The sequence below is a fragment of the Streptomyces sp. NBC_00568 genome (assembly GCF_026341855.1).
In the GTDB taxonomy this organism is placed as follows: Bacteria; Actinomycetota; Actinomycetes; order Streptomycetales; family Streptomycetaceae; genus Streptomyces.
In genome coordinates, this window is record NZ_JAPENW010000001.1 from 5,636,555 (window position 1) to 5,652,949 (window position 16,395).

The following is a 16,395-nucleotide window of genomic DNA, read 5'->3' on the forward strand; positions in this document are numbered from 1 at the left end:
CGACCGGTGGCGTAGGTTTTCCCTGGGGGCTGCGTCCACAGACGTCAGCGACGGCCGAGACTGCAATGGGAGACAACGCGCTCATGAGCGATGTACTGGAGCTGGAGGACGTATCCGTGGTCCGCGAGGGCCGGGCTCTGGTGGACCAGGTCTCCTGGTCGGTCAAGGAGGGGGAGCGCTGGGTCATCCTCGGTCCCAACGGCGCCGGGAAGACGACTCTCCTGAACGTCGCCTCCAGCTACCTCTTCCCCAGCTCGGGCACCGCCACCATCCTCGGCGAGACCCTCGGCCAGGTCGACGTCTTCGAGCTGCGCCCGCGTATCGGCATCGCCGGTATCGCGATGGCCGAGAAGCTCCCCAAGCGCCAGACGGTTCTGCAGACGGTCCTCACCGCCGCGTACGGCATGACCGCCGGGTGGCACGAGGACTACGAGGACATCGACGAGCAGCGCGCCCGCGCCTTCCTCGACCGCCTCGGCATGAGCGACTACCTGGAGCGCAAGTTCGGCACCCTCTCCGAGGGCGAACGCAAGCGCACCCTGATCGCCCGCGCCCTGATGACCGACCCCGAGCTGCTGCTCCTCGACGAGCCCGCGGCCGGCCTCGACCTCGGCGGCCGTGAGGACCTCGTGCGCCGCCTCGGCCGCCTCGCCCGCGACCCGATCGCCCCCTCCATGATCATGGTCACGCACCATGTCGAGGAGATCGCCCCCGGCTTCACCCACGTCCTGATGATCCGTCAGGGCAAGGTCCTCGCCGCGGGCCCGCTCGAGCTCGAACTCACCTCGCGCAACCTCTCCCTCTGCTTCGGCCTCCCGCTCGTCGTCGAGCAGGTCGGCGAGCGCTGGACCGCGCAGGGCCTGCCGATGGCCTGAACGGCCACCGCACGCGGACGCACACCCCTCACCCGGCGTACCCGACTTGATCGCGCGCTCTGTCCGCCGGGGGAGCGCGGTCCTACCATGACCATGTGAACGACATCGACGCATGGGTGTGGTGGCTGATCGGGGCGGCCGGACTCGGCATTCCGCTCGTGGTGACCGCGATGCCGGAGTTCGGCATGCTCTCCGTGGGCGCCGTCGCGGCCGCGGTCGCCGCGGGTCTCGGCGGCGGTGTCGTCATTCAAGTCCTGGTCTTCGTGGCCGTGTCGGTCGCGCTCATCGCCGTCGTACGCCCCATCGCCGCCCGGCACAGCGCACAACGCCCTCAACTCGCCACCGGCGTGGAGGCGTTGAAGGGCAAGCAGGCCATCGTCCTGGAACGTGTGGACAGTTCGGGCGATGGCCGCATCAAGCTCGGCGGAGAGATCTGGTCGGCGCGCTCCCTCGACGCCGGACAGGCCTACGAGGTGGGCCAGGAAGTGGACGTCGTGGATATCGAGGGAGCCACGGCGATCGTCATGTGACCTCGTACAACGCAAGTGAACCGAACGCCCCACGTGGCAGACGACGTTCTGTCACACTCGTCCAGCAAGATCTTCAACTGCCATAAGATCTTTCGGAATTACCGAGTGGAGAAGGGTACGGGGAGCATCGATGGAACCGATCATCATCGTCCTGATCATTCTGGTGGTGTTGGTCTTCATCGCCCTGATCAAGACCATCCAGGTCATCCCACAGGCCAGCGCGGCCATCGTCGAGCGCTTCGGCCGCTACACGCGGACACTGAACGCCGGCCTGAACATCGTCGTCCCGTTCATAGACTCGATCCGCAACCGCATCGACCTGCGTGAACAGGTCGTCCCGTTCCCGCCCCAGCCGGTGATCACCCAGGACAACCTGGTGGTCAACATCGACACCGTCATCTACTACCAGGTCACCGACGCGCGAGCCGCGACGTACGAGGTCGCCAGCTACATCCAGGCGATCGAGCAGCTCACCGTCACCACCCTCCGCAACATCATCGGCGGCATGGACCTGGAGCGGACCCTGACCTCCCGCGAGGAGATCAACGCGGCCCTGCGCGGAGTCCTCGACGAAGCCACCGGCAAGTGGGGCATCCGCGTCAACCGCGTCGAACTCAAGGCGATCGAACCGCCCACCTCCATCCAGGACTCGATGGAGAAGCAGATGCGCGCCGACCGCGACAAGCGCGCCGCCATCCTCACCGCGGAAGGCATCCGCCAGTCGCAGATCCTCACCGCCGAGGGCGAGAAGCAGTCCGCGATCCTCCGCGCCGAAGGTGAGGCCAAGGCCGCGGCCCTGCGCGCCGAGGGCGAGGCGCAGGCCGTCCGTACGGTCTTCGAGGCCATCCACGCCGGAGACCCGGACCAGAAACTCCTCTCCTACCAGTACCTCCAGATGCTCCCGAAGATCGCCGAGGGCGACGCCAACAAGCTCTGGATCGTGCCCAGCGAGATCGGCGACGCCCTCAAGGGCCTGAGCGGTGCCATGGGCAACTTCGGCGGGCTGGGCGGAGGTTCGGGCAACCGAGGTTCCTCCGGCGACTCCGGCGGCGGCAAGGAGCGCCGCGAGAAGCCCTCCATCACGGACTGACGCCGTACGACGACGGGGCCCACCTCCCGCGGGAGGTGGGCCCCGTCGTCGTACGGGCTACGCCGCCGGCTGGGCCAGCCACCCCGGCAGCGCGTCGAAGTCGTCCTGGCCGAGGGCCAGCAGCATGGCGTCCGCGGGCGTCGGCTCGAACGGCTGCCGCAGCAACGGCATTTGAGCCTGCTCCGGAGTACGGTCCGCCTTACGGTGATTGTCCTCCGCGCAGGAGGCCACCGTGTTCAGCCACGAGTCCTGACCGCCCTGGGCACGCGGGACCACGTGGTCCACGGTCGTGGCCCGGCGTCCGCAGTAGGCGCACCGGTGCCGGTCACGTACCAGCACCCCTCGCCTCGACCACGGCGCTTGTCTTCGAAACGGCACCCGGACGTAGCGGCAGAGCCTGATCACCCGGGGCACGGGTATGTCCAGGGCGGCTCCGCGCATGCGCAGTTCGGGGTGGGCCTGCTCGACGACGGCCTTGTCCGTCAGCACCAGAACGACGGCTCGGTTCAACGTCACCGTCGACAGCGGCTCAAAGCTCGCGTTCAGTACCAGCGTGTCCCGCATCCAGCCCACCTCCTATGCGCACCGGCCCACTCAACGGCGGGCTGGGATCAACTTTGGCCGGGCACGCCGAGATGGACAACGCAATAAAAAATGCCCGCCCCTGATCACTTCCAAGACCAGAGGCGGGCAAACGTTCTGTGAACGTCAGTCTTCCGCGGGAGCCGCGTACTCGCCGATCAGCTGGGCGCGCGCCAGCGTGTGGAACCGCAGATTGAAGCCGACCACGGCGGGAGAGACATCGGCGTCGGGGCCGAGCTTCTCCTGGTCCACGGCGTACACCGTGAAGACGTACCGGTGCGCGGGATCCCCGGCCGGCGGCGCGGCGCCGCCGAAGTCCCGGGACCCGTAGTCGTTGCGCACCTGGACGGCACCGTCGGGCAGACCCTCGAACTTGCCGCTGCCCGCGCCCGTCGGCAGCTCCGTCACCGAAGCCGGGATGTCGAACGCGACCCAGTGCCAGAATCCGCTGCCCGTCGGGGCGTCCGGATCGAAGCACGTCACGGCGAAGCTCTTGGTCTCCGGCGGGAAACCCTCCCAGCTCAGCTGCGGGGAGGTGTTCCCGGCCGCGTGGACCTGAGCATCCTTCAGTACCGCGCCCGGCTCGACGTCCTCACTGGTGACCGTGAACGCCGGCACCGGCGGATGGAAGTCGTGCGGGAGCGGCGGCCTCTTGAGCTCGGTCACGTCAGTACCTCCTGGAACGGCGGAATCTCTGCTCCGAGCCTAGAACCAGCTGCGCTTGCTGCCGACCTCCGACAGCCACTGGTTCAGGTAGGCGGCCCAGTCCGTGCCCTGGAAGTCGTGCAGACCCACCTGGAAGGAACGGAACGAGTCGCTGCCCTCACTGAAGAGGCCCGGCTTCTTGTCCATCTCCAGGATGACGTCCATCGCACGGTCGTCCGCGACGAAGCTCAGCTCCACCTGGTTCAGCCCGCGGTACTGCGACGGCGGGTAGAACTCGATCTCCTGGTAGAACGGCAGCCGCTGACGCGTGCCCCGGATCTGGCCGCGCTCCATGTCCGCGTTCTTGAAGCGGAAGCCCAGCTGGATGAAGGCGTCGAGAATCGCCTTCTGCGCCGGCAGCGGGTGCACATTGATCGGGTCGAGGTCACCCGAGTCGATCGCGCGGGCGATCTCCAGCTCGGTGGTCACCCCGATGTTCATGCCCCGCAGGCTCTGCCCGTCGATCGTGGTGATCGGCGTCTCCCACGGAATCTCGAGCCCGAACGGGACCGAGTGCACGGCACCGGCCTGCAGCTCGAAGGCCCCGCCGAGCCGCAGCTTCGTGAACTCGATGTCCTGCTTGTACTCCTGGTCGTCGTGTCCCTCGACCTCGACCTTGGCCTGCAGACCGACCGACAGACCCTCGATCGACTGGTTGACCGAACCGCCCTGGATCCGTACCTCACCCTGGACGACGCCGCCCGGAACGGTGTTGGCCTCGGTCAGCACCGTCTCGACCGAAGCCCCACCGGCCCCCATGCTCGCAAGCAGCCGCTTGAACCCCATGTCGTCACTTCCTCCCCAGGCGAAACGCCTGTTCCGTCCTGTGTCCGTATGGATCCCTTGATCCCTACAAACGCGATCCGGCCCCGACCGGTTCCGCGTCCTCACCTTTACAAGGGAGAGGACGCCTGACCACCCCACCGACAAGCATCCGTCCGGACTGCTCCGTACCGCTCCGGACTCCTCCGCAGCGGCGGGACGGCTGGACTACGCTCGTACGCCATGATCGCGGCCCCTGACCGTACGCCCCTGACGCGGGACTTCTTCGACCGCCCCGTGCTGGAGGTCGCCCCCGACCTCCTGGGGCGTGTCCTCGTACGTGCCACCCCGGACGGTCCGATCGAACTGCGGCTCACGGAGGTCGAGGCCTACGACGGTCCCGATGACCCCGGTTCGCACGCCTACCGAGGCCGCACGGCCCGCAACGGCGTGATGTTCGGCCCGCCCGGTCATGTGTACGTCTACTTCACCTACGGCATGTGGCACTGCATGAACCTGGTGTGCGGTCCGGAAGGCAGGCCCAGCGGAGTCCTGCTCCGGGCGGGCGAGGTCACCGAGGGCACTGACCTCGCCCGCAAACGTCGACTCTCGGCCCGAAATGACAAGGAACTGGCCAAAGGGCCGGCGCGCCTCGCGACGGCACTCGGGGTGGACCGGTCGCTCGACGGCGTGGACGCCTGCGGCCCCCAGGGCTCGCCCCTGACCCTGCTCAGGGGTACGGCTGTCCCCTCCGACCAGGTACGCAACGGACCACGCACCGGAGTCTCCGGCGACGGAGGCGTCCACCCCTGGCGTTTCTGGGTCGCCAACGACCCCACCGTGAGCCCCTATCGAGCCCATGCGCCCCGCCGCCGCTCAACTTGACTCGCCCCTGGGGGATCCGTAATGTAGCCCGAGCCGCTTGAACCGGTTACGGCGTTCAGCCAGCAGCCGAGAGCGGCCAACCCACTACCTACCACTTCCCCACAGCGGGGGCTTATTCGGCGTGCCTGCATGCCTGAATTCGAACCCGCGGAACTCGATTATGAGTCGCCGAGGGAATCGGCTAACGTAGTGAATGTCGAAAGGCCGCGAAACGCGAAAGCGCTAAAGGCCCGAAGACAAGCCCCGCTGACTGGGAGTCAGGCCCGAAAGGATCTGATAGAGTCGGACTCGCCGGAAAGGGAAACGCGGAAGCGGGAACCTGGAAAGCACCGAGGAAATCGGATACGGAAACGGTCTGATAGAGTCGGAAACGCAAGACCGAAGGGAAGCGCCCGGAGGAAAGCCCGAGAGGGTGAGTACAAAGGAAGCGTCCGTTCCTTGAGAACTCAACAGCGTGCCAAAAATCAACGCCAGATTTGTTGATACCCCGTCTCCGGCCGATCGGTCGGGACGAGGTTCCTTTGAAAAAGTCCTGCCGGGCACTGCCTGGTAGGCGCATCAGCGAGGACGCTGTGAACGACCGGTCCTATTCCGACCGGTTGTTCCGCTCTCGTGGTGTTCCACCGGATTACCGGTAAACATTCACGGAGAGTTTGATCCTGGCTCAGGACGAACGCTGGCGGCGTGCTTAACACATGCAAGTCGAACGATGAAGCCCTTCGGGGTGGATTAGTGGCGAACGGGTGAGTAACACGTGGGCAATCTGCCCTTCACTCTGGGACAAGCCCTGGAAACGGGGTCTAATACCGGATAACACTCCTGCCTGCATGGGCGGGGGTTAAAAGCTCCGGCGGTGAAGGATGAGCCCGCGGCCTATCAGCTTGTTGGTGAGGTAGTGGCTCACCAAGGCGACGACGGGTAGCCGGCCTGAGAGGGCGACCGGCCACACTGGGACTGAGACACGGCCCAGACTCCTACGGGAGGCAGCAGTGGGGAATATTGCACAATGGGCGAAAGCCTGATGCAGCGACGCCGCGTGAGGGATGACGGCCTTCGGGTTGTAAACCTCTTTCAGCAGGGAAGAAGCGAAAGTGACGGTACCTGCAGAAGAAGCGCCGGCTAACTACGTGCCAGCAGCCGCGGTAATACGTAGGGCGCAAGCGTTGTCCGGAATTATTGGGCGTAAAGAGCTCGTAGGCGGCTTGTCACGTCGGTTGTGAAAGCCCGGGGCTTAACCCCGGGTCTGCAGTCGATACGGGCAGGCTAGAGTGTGGTAGGGGAGATCGGAATTCCTGGTGTAGCGGTGAAATGCGCAGATATCAGGAGGAACACCGGTGGCGAAGGCGGATCTCTGGGCCATTACTGACGCTGAGGAGCGAAAGCGTGGGGAGCGAACAGGATTAGATACCCTGGTAGTCCACGCCGTAAACGGTGGGAACTAGGTGTTGGCGACATTCCACGTCGTCGGTGCCGCAGCTAACGCATTAAGTTCCCCGCCTGGGGAGTACGGCCGCAAGGCTAAAACTCAAAGGAATTGACGGGGGCCCGCACAAGCAGCGGAGCATGTGGCTTAATTCGACGCAACGCGAAGAACCTTACCAAGGCTTGACATACACCGGAAAGCATTAGAGATAGTGCCCCCCTTGTGGTCGGTGTACAGGTGGTGCATGGCTGTCGTCAGCTCGTGTCGTGAGATGTTGGGTTAAGTCCCGCAACGAGCGCAACCCTTGTTCTGTGTTGCCAGCATGCCCTTCGGGGTGATGGGGACTCACAGGAGACTGCCGGGGTCAACTCGGAGGAAGGTGGGGACGACGTCAAGTCATCATGCCCCTTATGTCTTGGGCTGCACACGTGCTACAATGGCAGGTACAAAGAGCTGCGAAGCCGTGAGGCGGAGCGAATCTCAAAAAGCCTGTCTCAGTTCGGATTGGGGTCTGCAACTCGACCCCATGAAGTCGGAGTTGCTAGTAATCGCAGATCAGCATTGCTGCGGTGAATACGTTCCCGGGCCTTGTACACACCGCCCGTCACGTCACGAAAGTCGGTAACACCCGAAGCCGGTGGCCCAACCCCTTGTGGGAGGGAGCTGTCGAAGGTGGGACTGGCGATTGGGACGAAGTCGTAACAAGGTAGCCGTACCGGAAGGTGCGGCTGGATCACCTCCTTTCTAAGGAGCATCTAGGCCGCCAGGCATTGCCTGGTGGTCCAGGGCCATTACGTCGGCACACGTTCGACGGTGGTTGCTCATGGGTGGAACGTTGATTATTCGGCACTCTTGACTGTCTTCTCCTTCCAGTACTGCTCTTCGGGGCGTGGAAAGAATGAGGGAAGCGGTAAGGGTGTCGGGCACGCTGTTGGGTGTCTGAAGGTACGGCCGAGAGGCTGCCTTCAGTGCCGGCCCCAGTGCACTCGAACTACTGGTTCGGGGTGATGGGTGGTTGGTCGTTGTTTGAGAACTGCACAGTGGACGCGAGCATCTGTGGCCAAGTTTTTAAGGGCGCACGGTGGATGCCTTGGCACCAGGAACCGATGAAGGACGTGGGAGGCCACGATAGTCCCCGGGGAGCCGTCAACCAGGCTTTGATCCGGGGGTTTCCGAATGGGGAAACCCGGCAGTCGTCATGGGCTGTCACCCTTGCCTGAACACATAGGGCAAGTGGAGGGAACGCGGGGAAGTGAAACATCTCAGTACCCGCAGGAAGAGAAAACAACCGTGATTCCGGGAGTAGTGGCGAGCGAAACCGGATGAGGCCAAACCTTGTATGTGTGAGACCCGGCAGGGGTTGCATGCAAGGGGTTGTGGGATCTCTCTTTCACAGTCTGCCGGCTGTGAGGCGAGTCAGAAACCGTTGATGTAGGCGAAGGACATGCGAAAGGTCCGGCGTAGAGGGTAAGACCCCCGTAGTCGAAACATCAACGGCTCGTTTGAGAGACACCCAAGTAGCACGGGGCCCGAGAAATCCCGTGTGAATCTGGCGGGACCACCCGCTAAGCCTAAATATTCCCTGGTGACCGATAGCGGATAGTACCGTGAGGGAATGGTGAAAAGTACCGCGGGAGCGGAGTGAAATAGTACCTGAAACCGTGTGCCTACAAGCCGTGGGAGCGTCGCGCATTGAGTTTACTCAGTGCGTCGTGACTGCGTGCCTTTTGAAGAATGAGCCTGCGAGTTTGCGGTGCGTTGCGAGGTTAACCCGTGTGGGGAAGCCGTAGCGAAAGCGAGTCCGAATAGGGCGATTCAGTAGCGCGCTCAAGACCCGAAGCGGAGTGATCTAGCCATGGGCAGGTTGAAGCGGCTGTAAGAGGTCGTGGAGGACCGAACCCACCAGGGTTGAAAACCTGGGGGATGACCTGTGGTTAGGGGTGAAAGGCCAATCAAACTCCGTGATAGCTGGTTCTCCCCGAAATGCATTTAGGTGCAGCGTCGTGTGTTTCTTGCCGGAGGTAGAGCACTGGATAGGCGATGGGCCCTACCGGGTTACTGACCTTAGCCAAACTCCGAATGCCGGTAAGTGAGAGCGCGGCAGTGAGACTGTGGGGGATAAGCTCCATGGTCGAGAGGGAAACAGCCCAGAGCATCGACTAAGGCCCCTAAGCGTACGCTAAGTGGGAAAGGATGTGGAGTCGCACAGACAACCAGGAGGTTGGCTTAGAAGCAGCCACCCTTGAAAGAGTGCGTAATAGCTCACTGGTCTAGTGATTCCGCGCCGACAATGTAGCGGGGCTCAAGCGTACCGCCGAAGTCGTGTCATTGCAGCAATAGGGCCAACGCCCGCTGTGATGGGTAGGGGAGCGTCGTGTGCCGGGTGAAGCCGCGCCGGAAGGCAGTGGTGGACGGTTCACGAGTGAGAATGCAGGCATGAGTAGCGATACACACGTGAGAAACGTGTGCGCCGATTGACTAAGGGTTCCTGGGTCAAGCTGATCTGCCCAGGGTAAGTCGGGACCTAAGGCGAGGCCGACAGGCGTAGTCGATGGATAACCGGTTGATATTCCGGTACCCGCTGTGAAGCGTCAAACATTGAACCAGGCGATGCTAAGTCCGTGAAGCCGCCCCGGAGCCTTCGGGCAAAGGGGAGTGGTGGAGCCGACGGACCAGACCTGCAGTAGGTGAGTGATGGGGTGACGCAGGAAGGTAGTCCATCCCGGGCGGTGGTTGTCCCGGGGTAAGGGTGTAGGCCGTGTGATAGGCAAATCCGTCACACATTGAGGCTGAGACCTGATGCCGAGCCGATTGTGGTGAAGTGGATGATCCTATGCTGTCGAGAAAAGCCTCTAGCGAGTTTCATGGCGGCCCGTACCCTAAACCGACTCAGGTGGTCAGGTAGAGAATACCGAGGCGTTCGGGTGAACTATGGTTAAGGAACTCGGCAAAATGCCCCCGTAACTTCGGGAGAAGGGGGGCCATCACTGGTGATCCGATTTACTCGGTGAGCTGGGGGTGGCCGCAGAGACCAGCGAGAAGCGACTGTTTACTAAAAACACAGGTCCGTGCGAAGCCGTAAGGCGATGTATACGGACTGACGCCTGCCCGGTGCTGGAACGTTAAGGGGACCGGTTAGTCACTCTTCGGGGTGGCGAAGCTGAGAACTTAAGCGCCAGTAAACGGCGGTGGTAACTATAACCATCCTAAGGTAGCGAAATTCCTTGTCGGGTAAGTTCCGACCTGCACGAATGGCGTAACGACTTCTCGACTGTCTCAACCATAGGCCCGGTGAAATTGCACTACGAGTAAAGATGCTCGTTTCGCGCAGCAGGACGGAAAGACCCCGGGACCTTTACTACAGTTTGATATTGGTGTTCGGTTCGGCTTGTGTAGGATAGGTGGGAGACTTTGAAGTCATGGCGCCAGCCATGGTGGAGTCGCCGTTGAAATACCACTCTGGTCGTGCTGGATGTCTAACCTGGGTCCGTGATCCGGATCAGGGACAGTGTCTGATGGGTAGTTTAACTGGGGCGGTTGCCTCCTAAAGAGTAACGGAGGCGCCCAAAGGTTCCCTCAGCCTGGTTGGTAATCAGGTGTTGAGTGTAAGTGCACAAGGGAGCTTGACTGTGAGACCGACGGGTCGAGCAGGGACGAAAGTCGGGACTAGTGATCCGGCGGTGGCTTGTGGAAGCGCCGTCGCTCAACGGATAAAAGGTACCCCGGGGATAACAGGCTGATCTTCCCCAAGAGTCCATATCGACGGGATGGTTTGGCACCTCGATGTCGGCTCGTCGCATCCTGGGGCTGGAGTCGGTCCCAAGGGTTGGGCTGTTCGCCCATTAAAGCGGTACGCGAGCTGGGTTTAGAACGTCGTGAGACAGTTCGGTCCCTATCCGCTGTGCGCGTAGGAATATTGAGAAGGGCTGTCCCTAGTACGAGAGGACCGGGACGGACGAACCTCTGGTGTGCCAGTTGTCCTGCCAAGGGCATGGCTGGTTGGCTACGTTCGGGAGGGATAACCGCTGAAAGCATCTAAGCGGGAAGCCTGCTTCGAGATGAGTATTCCCACCCCCTTGAGGGGTTAAGGCTCCCAGTAGACGACTGGGTTGATAGGCCAGATCTGGAAGGCGGGCAACCGCTGGAGGTGACTGGTACTAATAGGCCGAGGGCTTGTCCTCAGTTGCTCGCGTCCACTGTGTAGTTCCCAGACAACGAACGGTTGTGCTGGCTGAACAGTTCCACTTACTTAATTGAAAAGTGTGCTTGTTCGCTGCCCGTTCGAGGCCTCGTTTTGACGAGGTGTCTGACAGGGTTTCGGTGGTCATAGCGTGAGGGAAACGCCCGGTTACATTCCGAACCCGGAAGCTAAGCCTCACAGCGCCGATGGTACTGCAGGGGGGACCCTGTGGGAGAGTAGGACGCCGCCGAACAATCTTTGGAGGACCCCTGGTCCCAGCGACTCGCTGGAACCAGGGGTCCTTTTTTGTTTTTCCGAAGCGCGCCGGGTACCCGGCTGCGCGAGAATGACTTGCGGTACCGATGACAGGAGTCACCCATGTCCACCAACTCTCCCGACGAGCGACCGGAGCGCGACCAGCGCCGTCGTGACAGTGGTGACCGCGGTGACAACCGCGGGGGCCCGCGCCGTGACAACGACCGCGGCGGCTCCGGCCGGCGTGACGATCGCGGCGGTGACCGCGGTGGCTTCCGTCGTGATGACAACAGCCGCCGTGATGACAACCGCGGTGGCGGTGGCGGCTTCCGCCGTGACGACAACCGTGGCGGCGGCAGTGGCAGCCGCCCGCCGTTCCGTCGTGACGACCGTCCGACCGGAGGACCGCGTCGTGACGACCGTCCGGCCGGCCCGCGTCGCGATGACCGTGACCGTGGTGTCCGCCGGGACGGCGACCGGCCGGCCTTCAACCGTGACGACCGGCCCAGCAGCCCGCGCCGTGACGACGACCGCGGTGGATTCCGCCGTGACGACCGTCGCGATGACAACCGTGGTGGCGGTGGCGGCTTCCGCCGCGATGACAACCGCGGTGGCGGTAGTGGCGGCGGGTTCCGTCGTGACGACCGTGGCAGCGGTGCCGGTGACCGTGGCGGGTTCCGTCGTGATGACAGCCGTGGTGGTGGCAGCGGCGGTGGGTTCCGTCGCGATGACAACCGTGGTGGTGGCAGCGGCGGTGGGTTCCGTCGCGATGACAACCGTGGTGGCGGTAGCGGCGGTGGGTTCCGTCGTGACGACCGGCCCAGCAGCCCGCGTCGCGATGACGACCGTGGCGGGTTCCGCCGCGATGACAACCGCAGTGGTGGTGGCAGCGGCGGTGGGTTCCGTCGTGATGACAGCCGTGGTGGTGGCAGCGGCGGTGGGTTCCGTCGCGACGACAGCCGTGGTGGCGGTAGCGGCGGTGGGTTCCGCCGTGATGACAGCCGTGGTGGCGGTAGCGGCGGTGGGTTCCGTCGTGACGACCGTGGCGGCGACGATCGTGGTGGCTTCCGTCGCGACGACCGGCCCAGCAGCCCGCGTCGCGACGACGACCGTGGCGGGTTCCGCCGCGATGACAGCCGTGGTGGCGGCAGTGGCGGCGGCTTCCGTCGCGACGACCGTGGCAGCGCTGGTGGCGACCGTGGCGGGTTCCGTCGCGATGACAGCCGCAGTGGTGGCGGTAGCGGCGGTGGGTTCCGTCGTGACGACCGTGGCGGCGACGATCGTGGTGGCTTCCGTCGCGACGACCGGCCCAGCAGCCCGCGTCGCGACGATGACCGCGGTGGGTTCCGCCGTGACGACAACCGTGCCGGTGGCGACTTCCGTCGTGACGAGCGCAGGGACGGCGACCGTCCCCCCTTCCGCCGAGACGACCGCCGTGACGACAACCGTGGCGGCGGCGGTGGCGGCTTCCGTGGCCGTGACGACCGAGGACACGACGACCGTGGCCGCGGTGGACCCCGCCGCGACGACAGGGGAGGGCGCCCCGGTGGCTTCCGTGGTCGTGACGACCGCGGGGGCGACGACCGGCGCGGTGGCGGCCGTTTCCGCGACGAGCGGGACCGGGACCGTGAGCCGATCAAGCGGCTGCCGATCCCGGACGACGTCACGGGCGAGGAGATCGACAAGGACGTACGGCAGGAGCTCATGAGCCTGCCCAAGGGCCTTGCCGAGGATGTCTCCCGCAACCTGGTGATGGTTGCCCGTCTCATCGACGAGGACCCCGAGGCCGCCTACGCGTACTCGAGGATCGCCCTGCGGCTGGCGTCGCGTGTCGCCGCCGTGCGTGAGGCGGCCGGGTTCGCCGCGTACGCGAACCAGAAGTACAGCGAGGCGCTCGCCGAGTTCCGTGCCGCGCGCCGGATGACCGGCGGTGTCGAGCTGTGGCCCGTCATGGCGGACTGCGAGCGTGGTCTCGGCCGGCCCGAGAAGGCGCTGGAGATGGCCGGGGCGCCCGAGGTGCAGAAGCTGGACAAGGCGAGCCAGGTCGAGATGCGGCTCGTGGCGGCCGGTGCCCGGCGTGACATGGATCAGTTGGAAGCCGCCATCGTCACCCTGCAGAGCCCGGAGCTCGCCTCGAACTCCGTCCAGCCCTGGACCGCGCGACTGCGGTACGCCTACGCCGACGCGCTCCTCGCCGCCGGGCGTGAGGGCGAGGCACGCGAGTGGTTCGCCAAGACCGTCGAGTCCGACAAGGACGGCAGCACCGATGCCTCCGACCGGCTCGCCGAGTTGGACGGCGTCGAGTTCGTCGACGCGCTCGTCGAGGACGAGGACGAGGGCGAGACCGGGCGGGTTACCGAGCCCAAGGCCGAGACCGAGGTCCGCGCCGAGGACGAGGACGAGGACGACGAGATCGAGTCCGTGACCACGGACGGGATCTCGGACGACGTCGACGACCTCGAGGACGAGGACGAGGACGACGACCTCGAGGACGAGGACGACAGGGGCGACAGCGAGGACGACGCTCCTCACCGTTCCGAGAGCTGACGCCGGGTACTGCGGCTGAACACGTGGGCGGCGGGACACCGGAAGGTGACCCGCCGCCCACGTGGCGTTTCCGCGGCTTGCGACGCTTCAGGGAGTGAGTGCCCGCAGGACCAGTCCCGACGCCGGTTTCGGGCCGAAGGACGTCGACTTGCGCGGCATCGTGACGCCCTGGCGGGCGAGATCGCGTACGACCTCCTCGTGGACCGGGTGCATCAGGACGGCCGTGCCCCCGTCGTGTTCCGCCTTCTCGACCGTGGCGGACGTGTCGTGGATGTACGCGATGTGCGCGGGGGAGTCCTCAGGGATGCGCCACACATGGTCGAGGAGTACGGCGTGCAAAACCGTGGCGTCCAGGGTGCGCCAGGCCTCCGGGCGGTCGGCCGGGATCGTACGGGCGAGGAGCTCCGGCGACGGGCGGTCGACGAGGTGGAAGGAGCCGTCGCCGGCGAGGAGGAAGGCGTTCCCCTCGGCGGCCGCCGCGGAGAGGGCCTCCAGTGCCTCCGCGAGAGGCACGTCGAGGTGGCGCACCCGGAAGGAGTCCCCGAGGGCGGCCAGCGCCTCGGCGACCGGCAGGCGGTGCAGCAGGCGGTGGATGGCCCGGACGCGCAGCGGGTAGCGAGCGGTGTCCACCAGGAGGACCAGTCCGTAGTCCCAGGGGCTGGGCGAGGGGTGCTCCGCGCGTAGACGTAGGTAGGTGGCCCAGCGGTGATGGCCGTCGGCGATCAGGGCCTGGTGCCGGCCGAGATCTGTCCGGATCTCCGTGAGCTCCGCCGGATCCGTGACCGCCCACAGGCGGTGGCTGATGCCGTCCTCGGTGGTGGTGGACAGCAGCGGAGGGCGGGTGGCGGTGCGTTCGATGACGGCGGCCGTACCGAACCCGGAGCCGTTGCCGCGGTAGGTCAGCAGCAGGGGTTCGAGGTTGGCCGACGTGGCGCGCATCAGGGCCGCGCGGTCCGCGATGACGTGGGGCATCACGTCCTCGTGCGGAAGGACGACGCCGTCGGCCGGCTCGGACAGGCGCAGGGTGCCGATCACGCCCCGTTGCAGCAGGTCGCCGTCGCGCTGTTCGTACACGTACAGACCCGGCTCGGGATCGGTCGTCAGGACGCCCTCGGACAGCCACAGGCGCAGTGTGTCGGCGGCCTGCTGGTTGCGCGCGGCGGGGGTGCCGTCCTGCGGGAGGATCAGCCGGACGATGTTGTACGGGTCGGCCGATTCGAGCTCGAGCAGTCCGTCGGGCCGCACGACGACGTCGTACGGCGGGGATGTCACGGCGGCCAGGCTGCCGACCCGGTCGGGGTCGTAGCGCAGGCCTCGGAACGGGGTGAGTTCGAGGCCGCTCCCTGCCGGTGTTTCCTCCTCGGGACCTGCATAGTTCATTGGGGCATCGTAAGTGTGTCAGTGGCATGCGCGATGATCGGGGCAAAGGGATCGAACGAGGAGCGATGTGCAATGAGCCGGATCGTCAGGACGCGGCCAGAAGGCAGTGGCCAGGCCCTGAGCGAGGCGTACGACACCGCGCTGCTGGATCTGGACGGGGTGGTGTACGCGGGCGGTAACGCCATCGCGTACGCCGTGGAGTCCCTCGGGACGGCGCGCGCGGGCGGCATGCACCTCGCGTACGTCACCAACAACGCGCTGCGCACCCCGGACGCGGTGGCCGAGCATCTCACGGCGCTGGGCATACCGACGGTGGCCTCGGACGTCATCACCTCGGCGCAGGCCGTGGCCCGGCTCATCAGCGAACAGGTGCCCGCGGGGGCGCGTGTGCTGGTCATCGGCGGTGAGGGGCTGCGGGTCGCGCTCCGTGAGCGCGGGCTGGAGCCGGTCGACTCGGCGGACGACGAGCCCGTGGCGGTCGTGCAGGGGTACGGCGGTCCCGATCTGACCTGGTCGCGCTTCGCGGAGGCGTGCTACGCCATCGCGCGGGGGGTGCCCTGGTTCGCGTCCAACACCGATCTGACGATTCCTGGCGCGCGCGGGATCGCGCCCGGGAACGGCGCGGCGGTGGAGGTCGTGCGGATCGCCACGGGCGGCGATCCGCAGGTGGCGGGCAAGCCGTTGCCCCCGATGCACCGCGAGACGATTCTGCGGACCGGGGCCGAGCGGCCGCTGGTGGTCGGCGACCGGCTGGACACCGACATCGAGGGCGCGTTCAACGGAGAGGTGGACTCGCTGCTGGTCCTCACCGGCGTGACGGACGGCGCGCAGCTTCTCGCCGCGCCTCCGCAGCACCGGCCGACGTATGTCGACGCCGATCTGCGCGGGATGCTCACCGGGCAGCCCGAGGTGGTCGAGGCGGGCGACGGGTTCCGCTGTGGCGGCTTCACGGCGACGGCGGGGAGTGAGGAGCTCGAGCTGGCGGGCGAGGGCGAGGCTCTCGATGGTCTGCGGGCCCTGTGCGCGGCGGCCTGGACGGCCGCGGGTGAGGGCAGTTGCGAGCTGGACGGGGGGAAGGCGCTGGCGCGGCTGGGACTCTAGGCGCCGGCGGGGCCGAGGACGTCGACGCGGGTCCGACCGGGCCGACTGCGGGCACCGGCTTGGCCGTTGCTCTCGGGGCG

The 16,395-nt window shown here is 65.5% G+C and carries 10 protein-coding genes, 3 rRNA genes and 1 pseudogene; 10 read left to right on the plus strand and 4 right to left on the minus strand.

What is annotated here, in order from left to right; translation table 11 throughout:
• The first annotated feature begins 83 nt into the window (after positions 1-83).
• From OOK38_RS24485 to OOK38_RS24495, 3 genes are all read left to right on the plus strand, one after another.
• A complete protein-coding gene (locus OOK38_RS24485; RefSeq protein WP_266757144.1) occupies positions 84-875 on the plus strand; it encodes an ABC transporter ATP-binding protein in 792 nt (263 codons plus the stop codon).
• Positions 876-970: 95 nt separating this feature from the next.
• Entirely contained in the window at positions 971-1,405 is a 435-nt protein-coding gene (locus tag OOK38_RS24490; protein ID WP_266757142.1) for an NfeD family protein, read from the plus strand.
• A gap of 130 nt (positions 1,406-1,535) precedes the next feature.
• Positions 1,536-2,495, plus strand: coding sequence for an SPFH domain-containing protein (locus tag OOK38_RS24495; RefSeq protein ID WP_266757140.1), 960 nt, complete (start codon positions 1,536-1,538; stop codon positions 2,493-2,495).
• A 57-nt stretch (positions 2,496-2,552) separates the two neighbouring features.
• On the opposite strand, the gene OOK38_RS24500 is transcribed toward OOK38_RS24495, so the two are convergent.
• The 3 genes from OOK38_RS24500 to OOK38_RS24510 form a co-directional block, all read right to left on the minus strand.
• The gene (locus tag OOK38_RS24500; protein WP_266757138.1) at positions 2,553-3,059 is read right to left on the minus strand and encodes an HNH endonuclease; all 507 of its coding nucleotides are present in this window, start codon (positions 3,057-3,059) and stop codon (positions 2,553-2,555) included.
• 144 nt (positions 3,060-3,203) lie between these two features.
• Positions 3,204-3,743, minus strand: a complete 540-nt coding sequence (locus OOK38_RS24505; protein WP_266757137.1) for a YbhB/YbcL family Raf kinase inhibitor-like protein — start codon at positions 3,741-3,743, stop codon at positions 3,204-3,206.
• A gap of 39 nt (positions 3,744-3,782) precedes the next feature.
• Positions 3,783-4,568, minus strand: coding sequence for a sporulation protein (locus OOK38_RS24510; protein ID WP_266757135.1), 786 nt, complete (start codon positions 4,566-4,568; stop codon positions 3,783-3,785).
• Positions 4,569-4,787: 219 nt separating this feature from the next.
• Here OOK38_RS24510 and OOK38_RS24515 point away from each other — a divergent pair, with 219 nt between their 5' ends.
• The 6 genes and pseudogenes from OOK38_RS24515 (at position 4,788) to OOK38_RS24540 (ending at position 13,834) form a co-directional block, all read left to right on the plus strand.
• Positions 4,788-5,429 carry a DNA-3-methyladenine glycosylase gene (locus tag OOK38_RS24515; RefSeq protein ID WP_266757133.1) on the plus strand — a complete coding sequence of 214 codons (642 nt, stop codon included), beginning with the start codon at positions 4,788-4,790 and terminating at the stop codon, positions 5,427-5,429.
• 641 nt (positions 5,430-6,070) lie between these two features.
• Positions 6,071-7,596: ribosomal RNA gene (locus OOK38_RS24520) — 16S ribosomal RNA — on the plus strand.
• A 314-nt stretch (positions 7,597-7,910) separates the two neighbouring features.
• Positions 7,911-11,033, plus strand: a 23S ribosomal RNA gene (locus OOK38_RS24525).
• A gap of 135 nt (positions 11,034-11,168) precedes the next feature.
• A 5S ribosomal RNA gene (rrf, locus tag OOK38_RS24530) occupies positions 11,169-11,285 on the plus strand.
• The 16S, 23S and 5S rRNA genes sit together here, the layout of an rRNA operon.
• A 125-nt stretch (positions 11,286-11,410) precedes the next feature.
• Positions 11,411-12,109 (plus strand): annotated as a pseudogene (locus OOK38_RS24535) (hypothetical protein); the annotation flags it as partial.
• 882 nt (positions 12,110-12,991) lie between these two features.
• Entirely contained in the window at positions 12,992-13,834 is an 843-nt protein-coding gene (locus OOK38_RS24540) for a hypothetical protein (RefSeq protein WP_266765619.1), read from the plus strand.
• Positions 13,835-13,921: 87 nt separating this feature from the next.
• On the opposite strand, the gene OOK38_RS24545 is transcribed toward OOK38_RS24540, so the two are convergent.
• Positions 13,922-15,214 carry a DUF1015 domain-containing protein gene (locus OOK38_RS24545; RefSeq protein ID WP_266757131.1) on the minus strand — a complete coding sequence of 431 codons (1,293 nt, stop codon included), beginning with the start codon at positions 15,212-15,214 and terminating at the stop codon, positions 13,922-13,924.
• A gap of 72 nt (positions 15,215-15,286) precedes the next feature.
• On the opposite strand from OOK38_RS24545, the gene OOK38_RS24550 reads away from it, so the two are divergent.
• Positions 15,287-16,315, plus strand: a complete 1,029-nt coding sequence (locus tag OOK38_RS24550) for an HAD hydrolase-like protein (protein WP_266757129.1) — start codon at positions 15,287-15,289, stop codon at positions 16,313-16,315.
• The last annotated feature ends 80 nt before the right edge of the window (positions 16,316-16,395 follow it).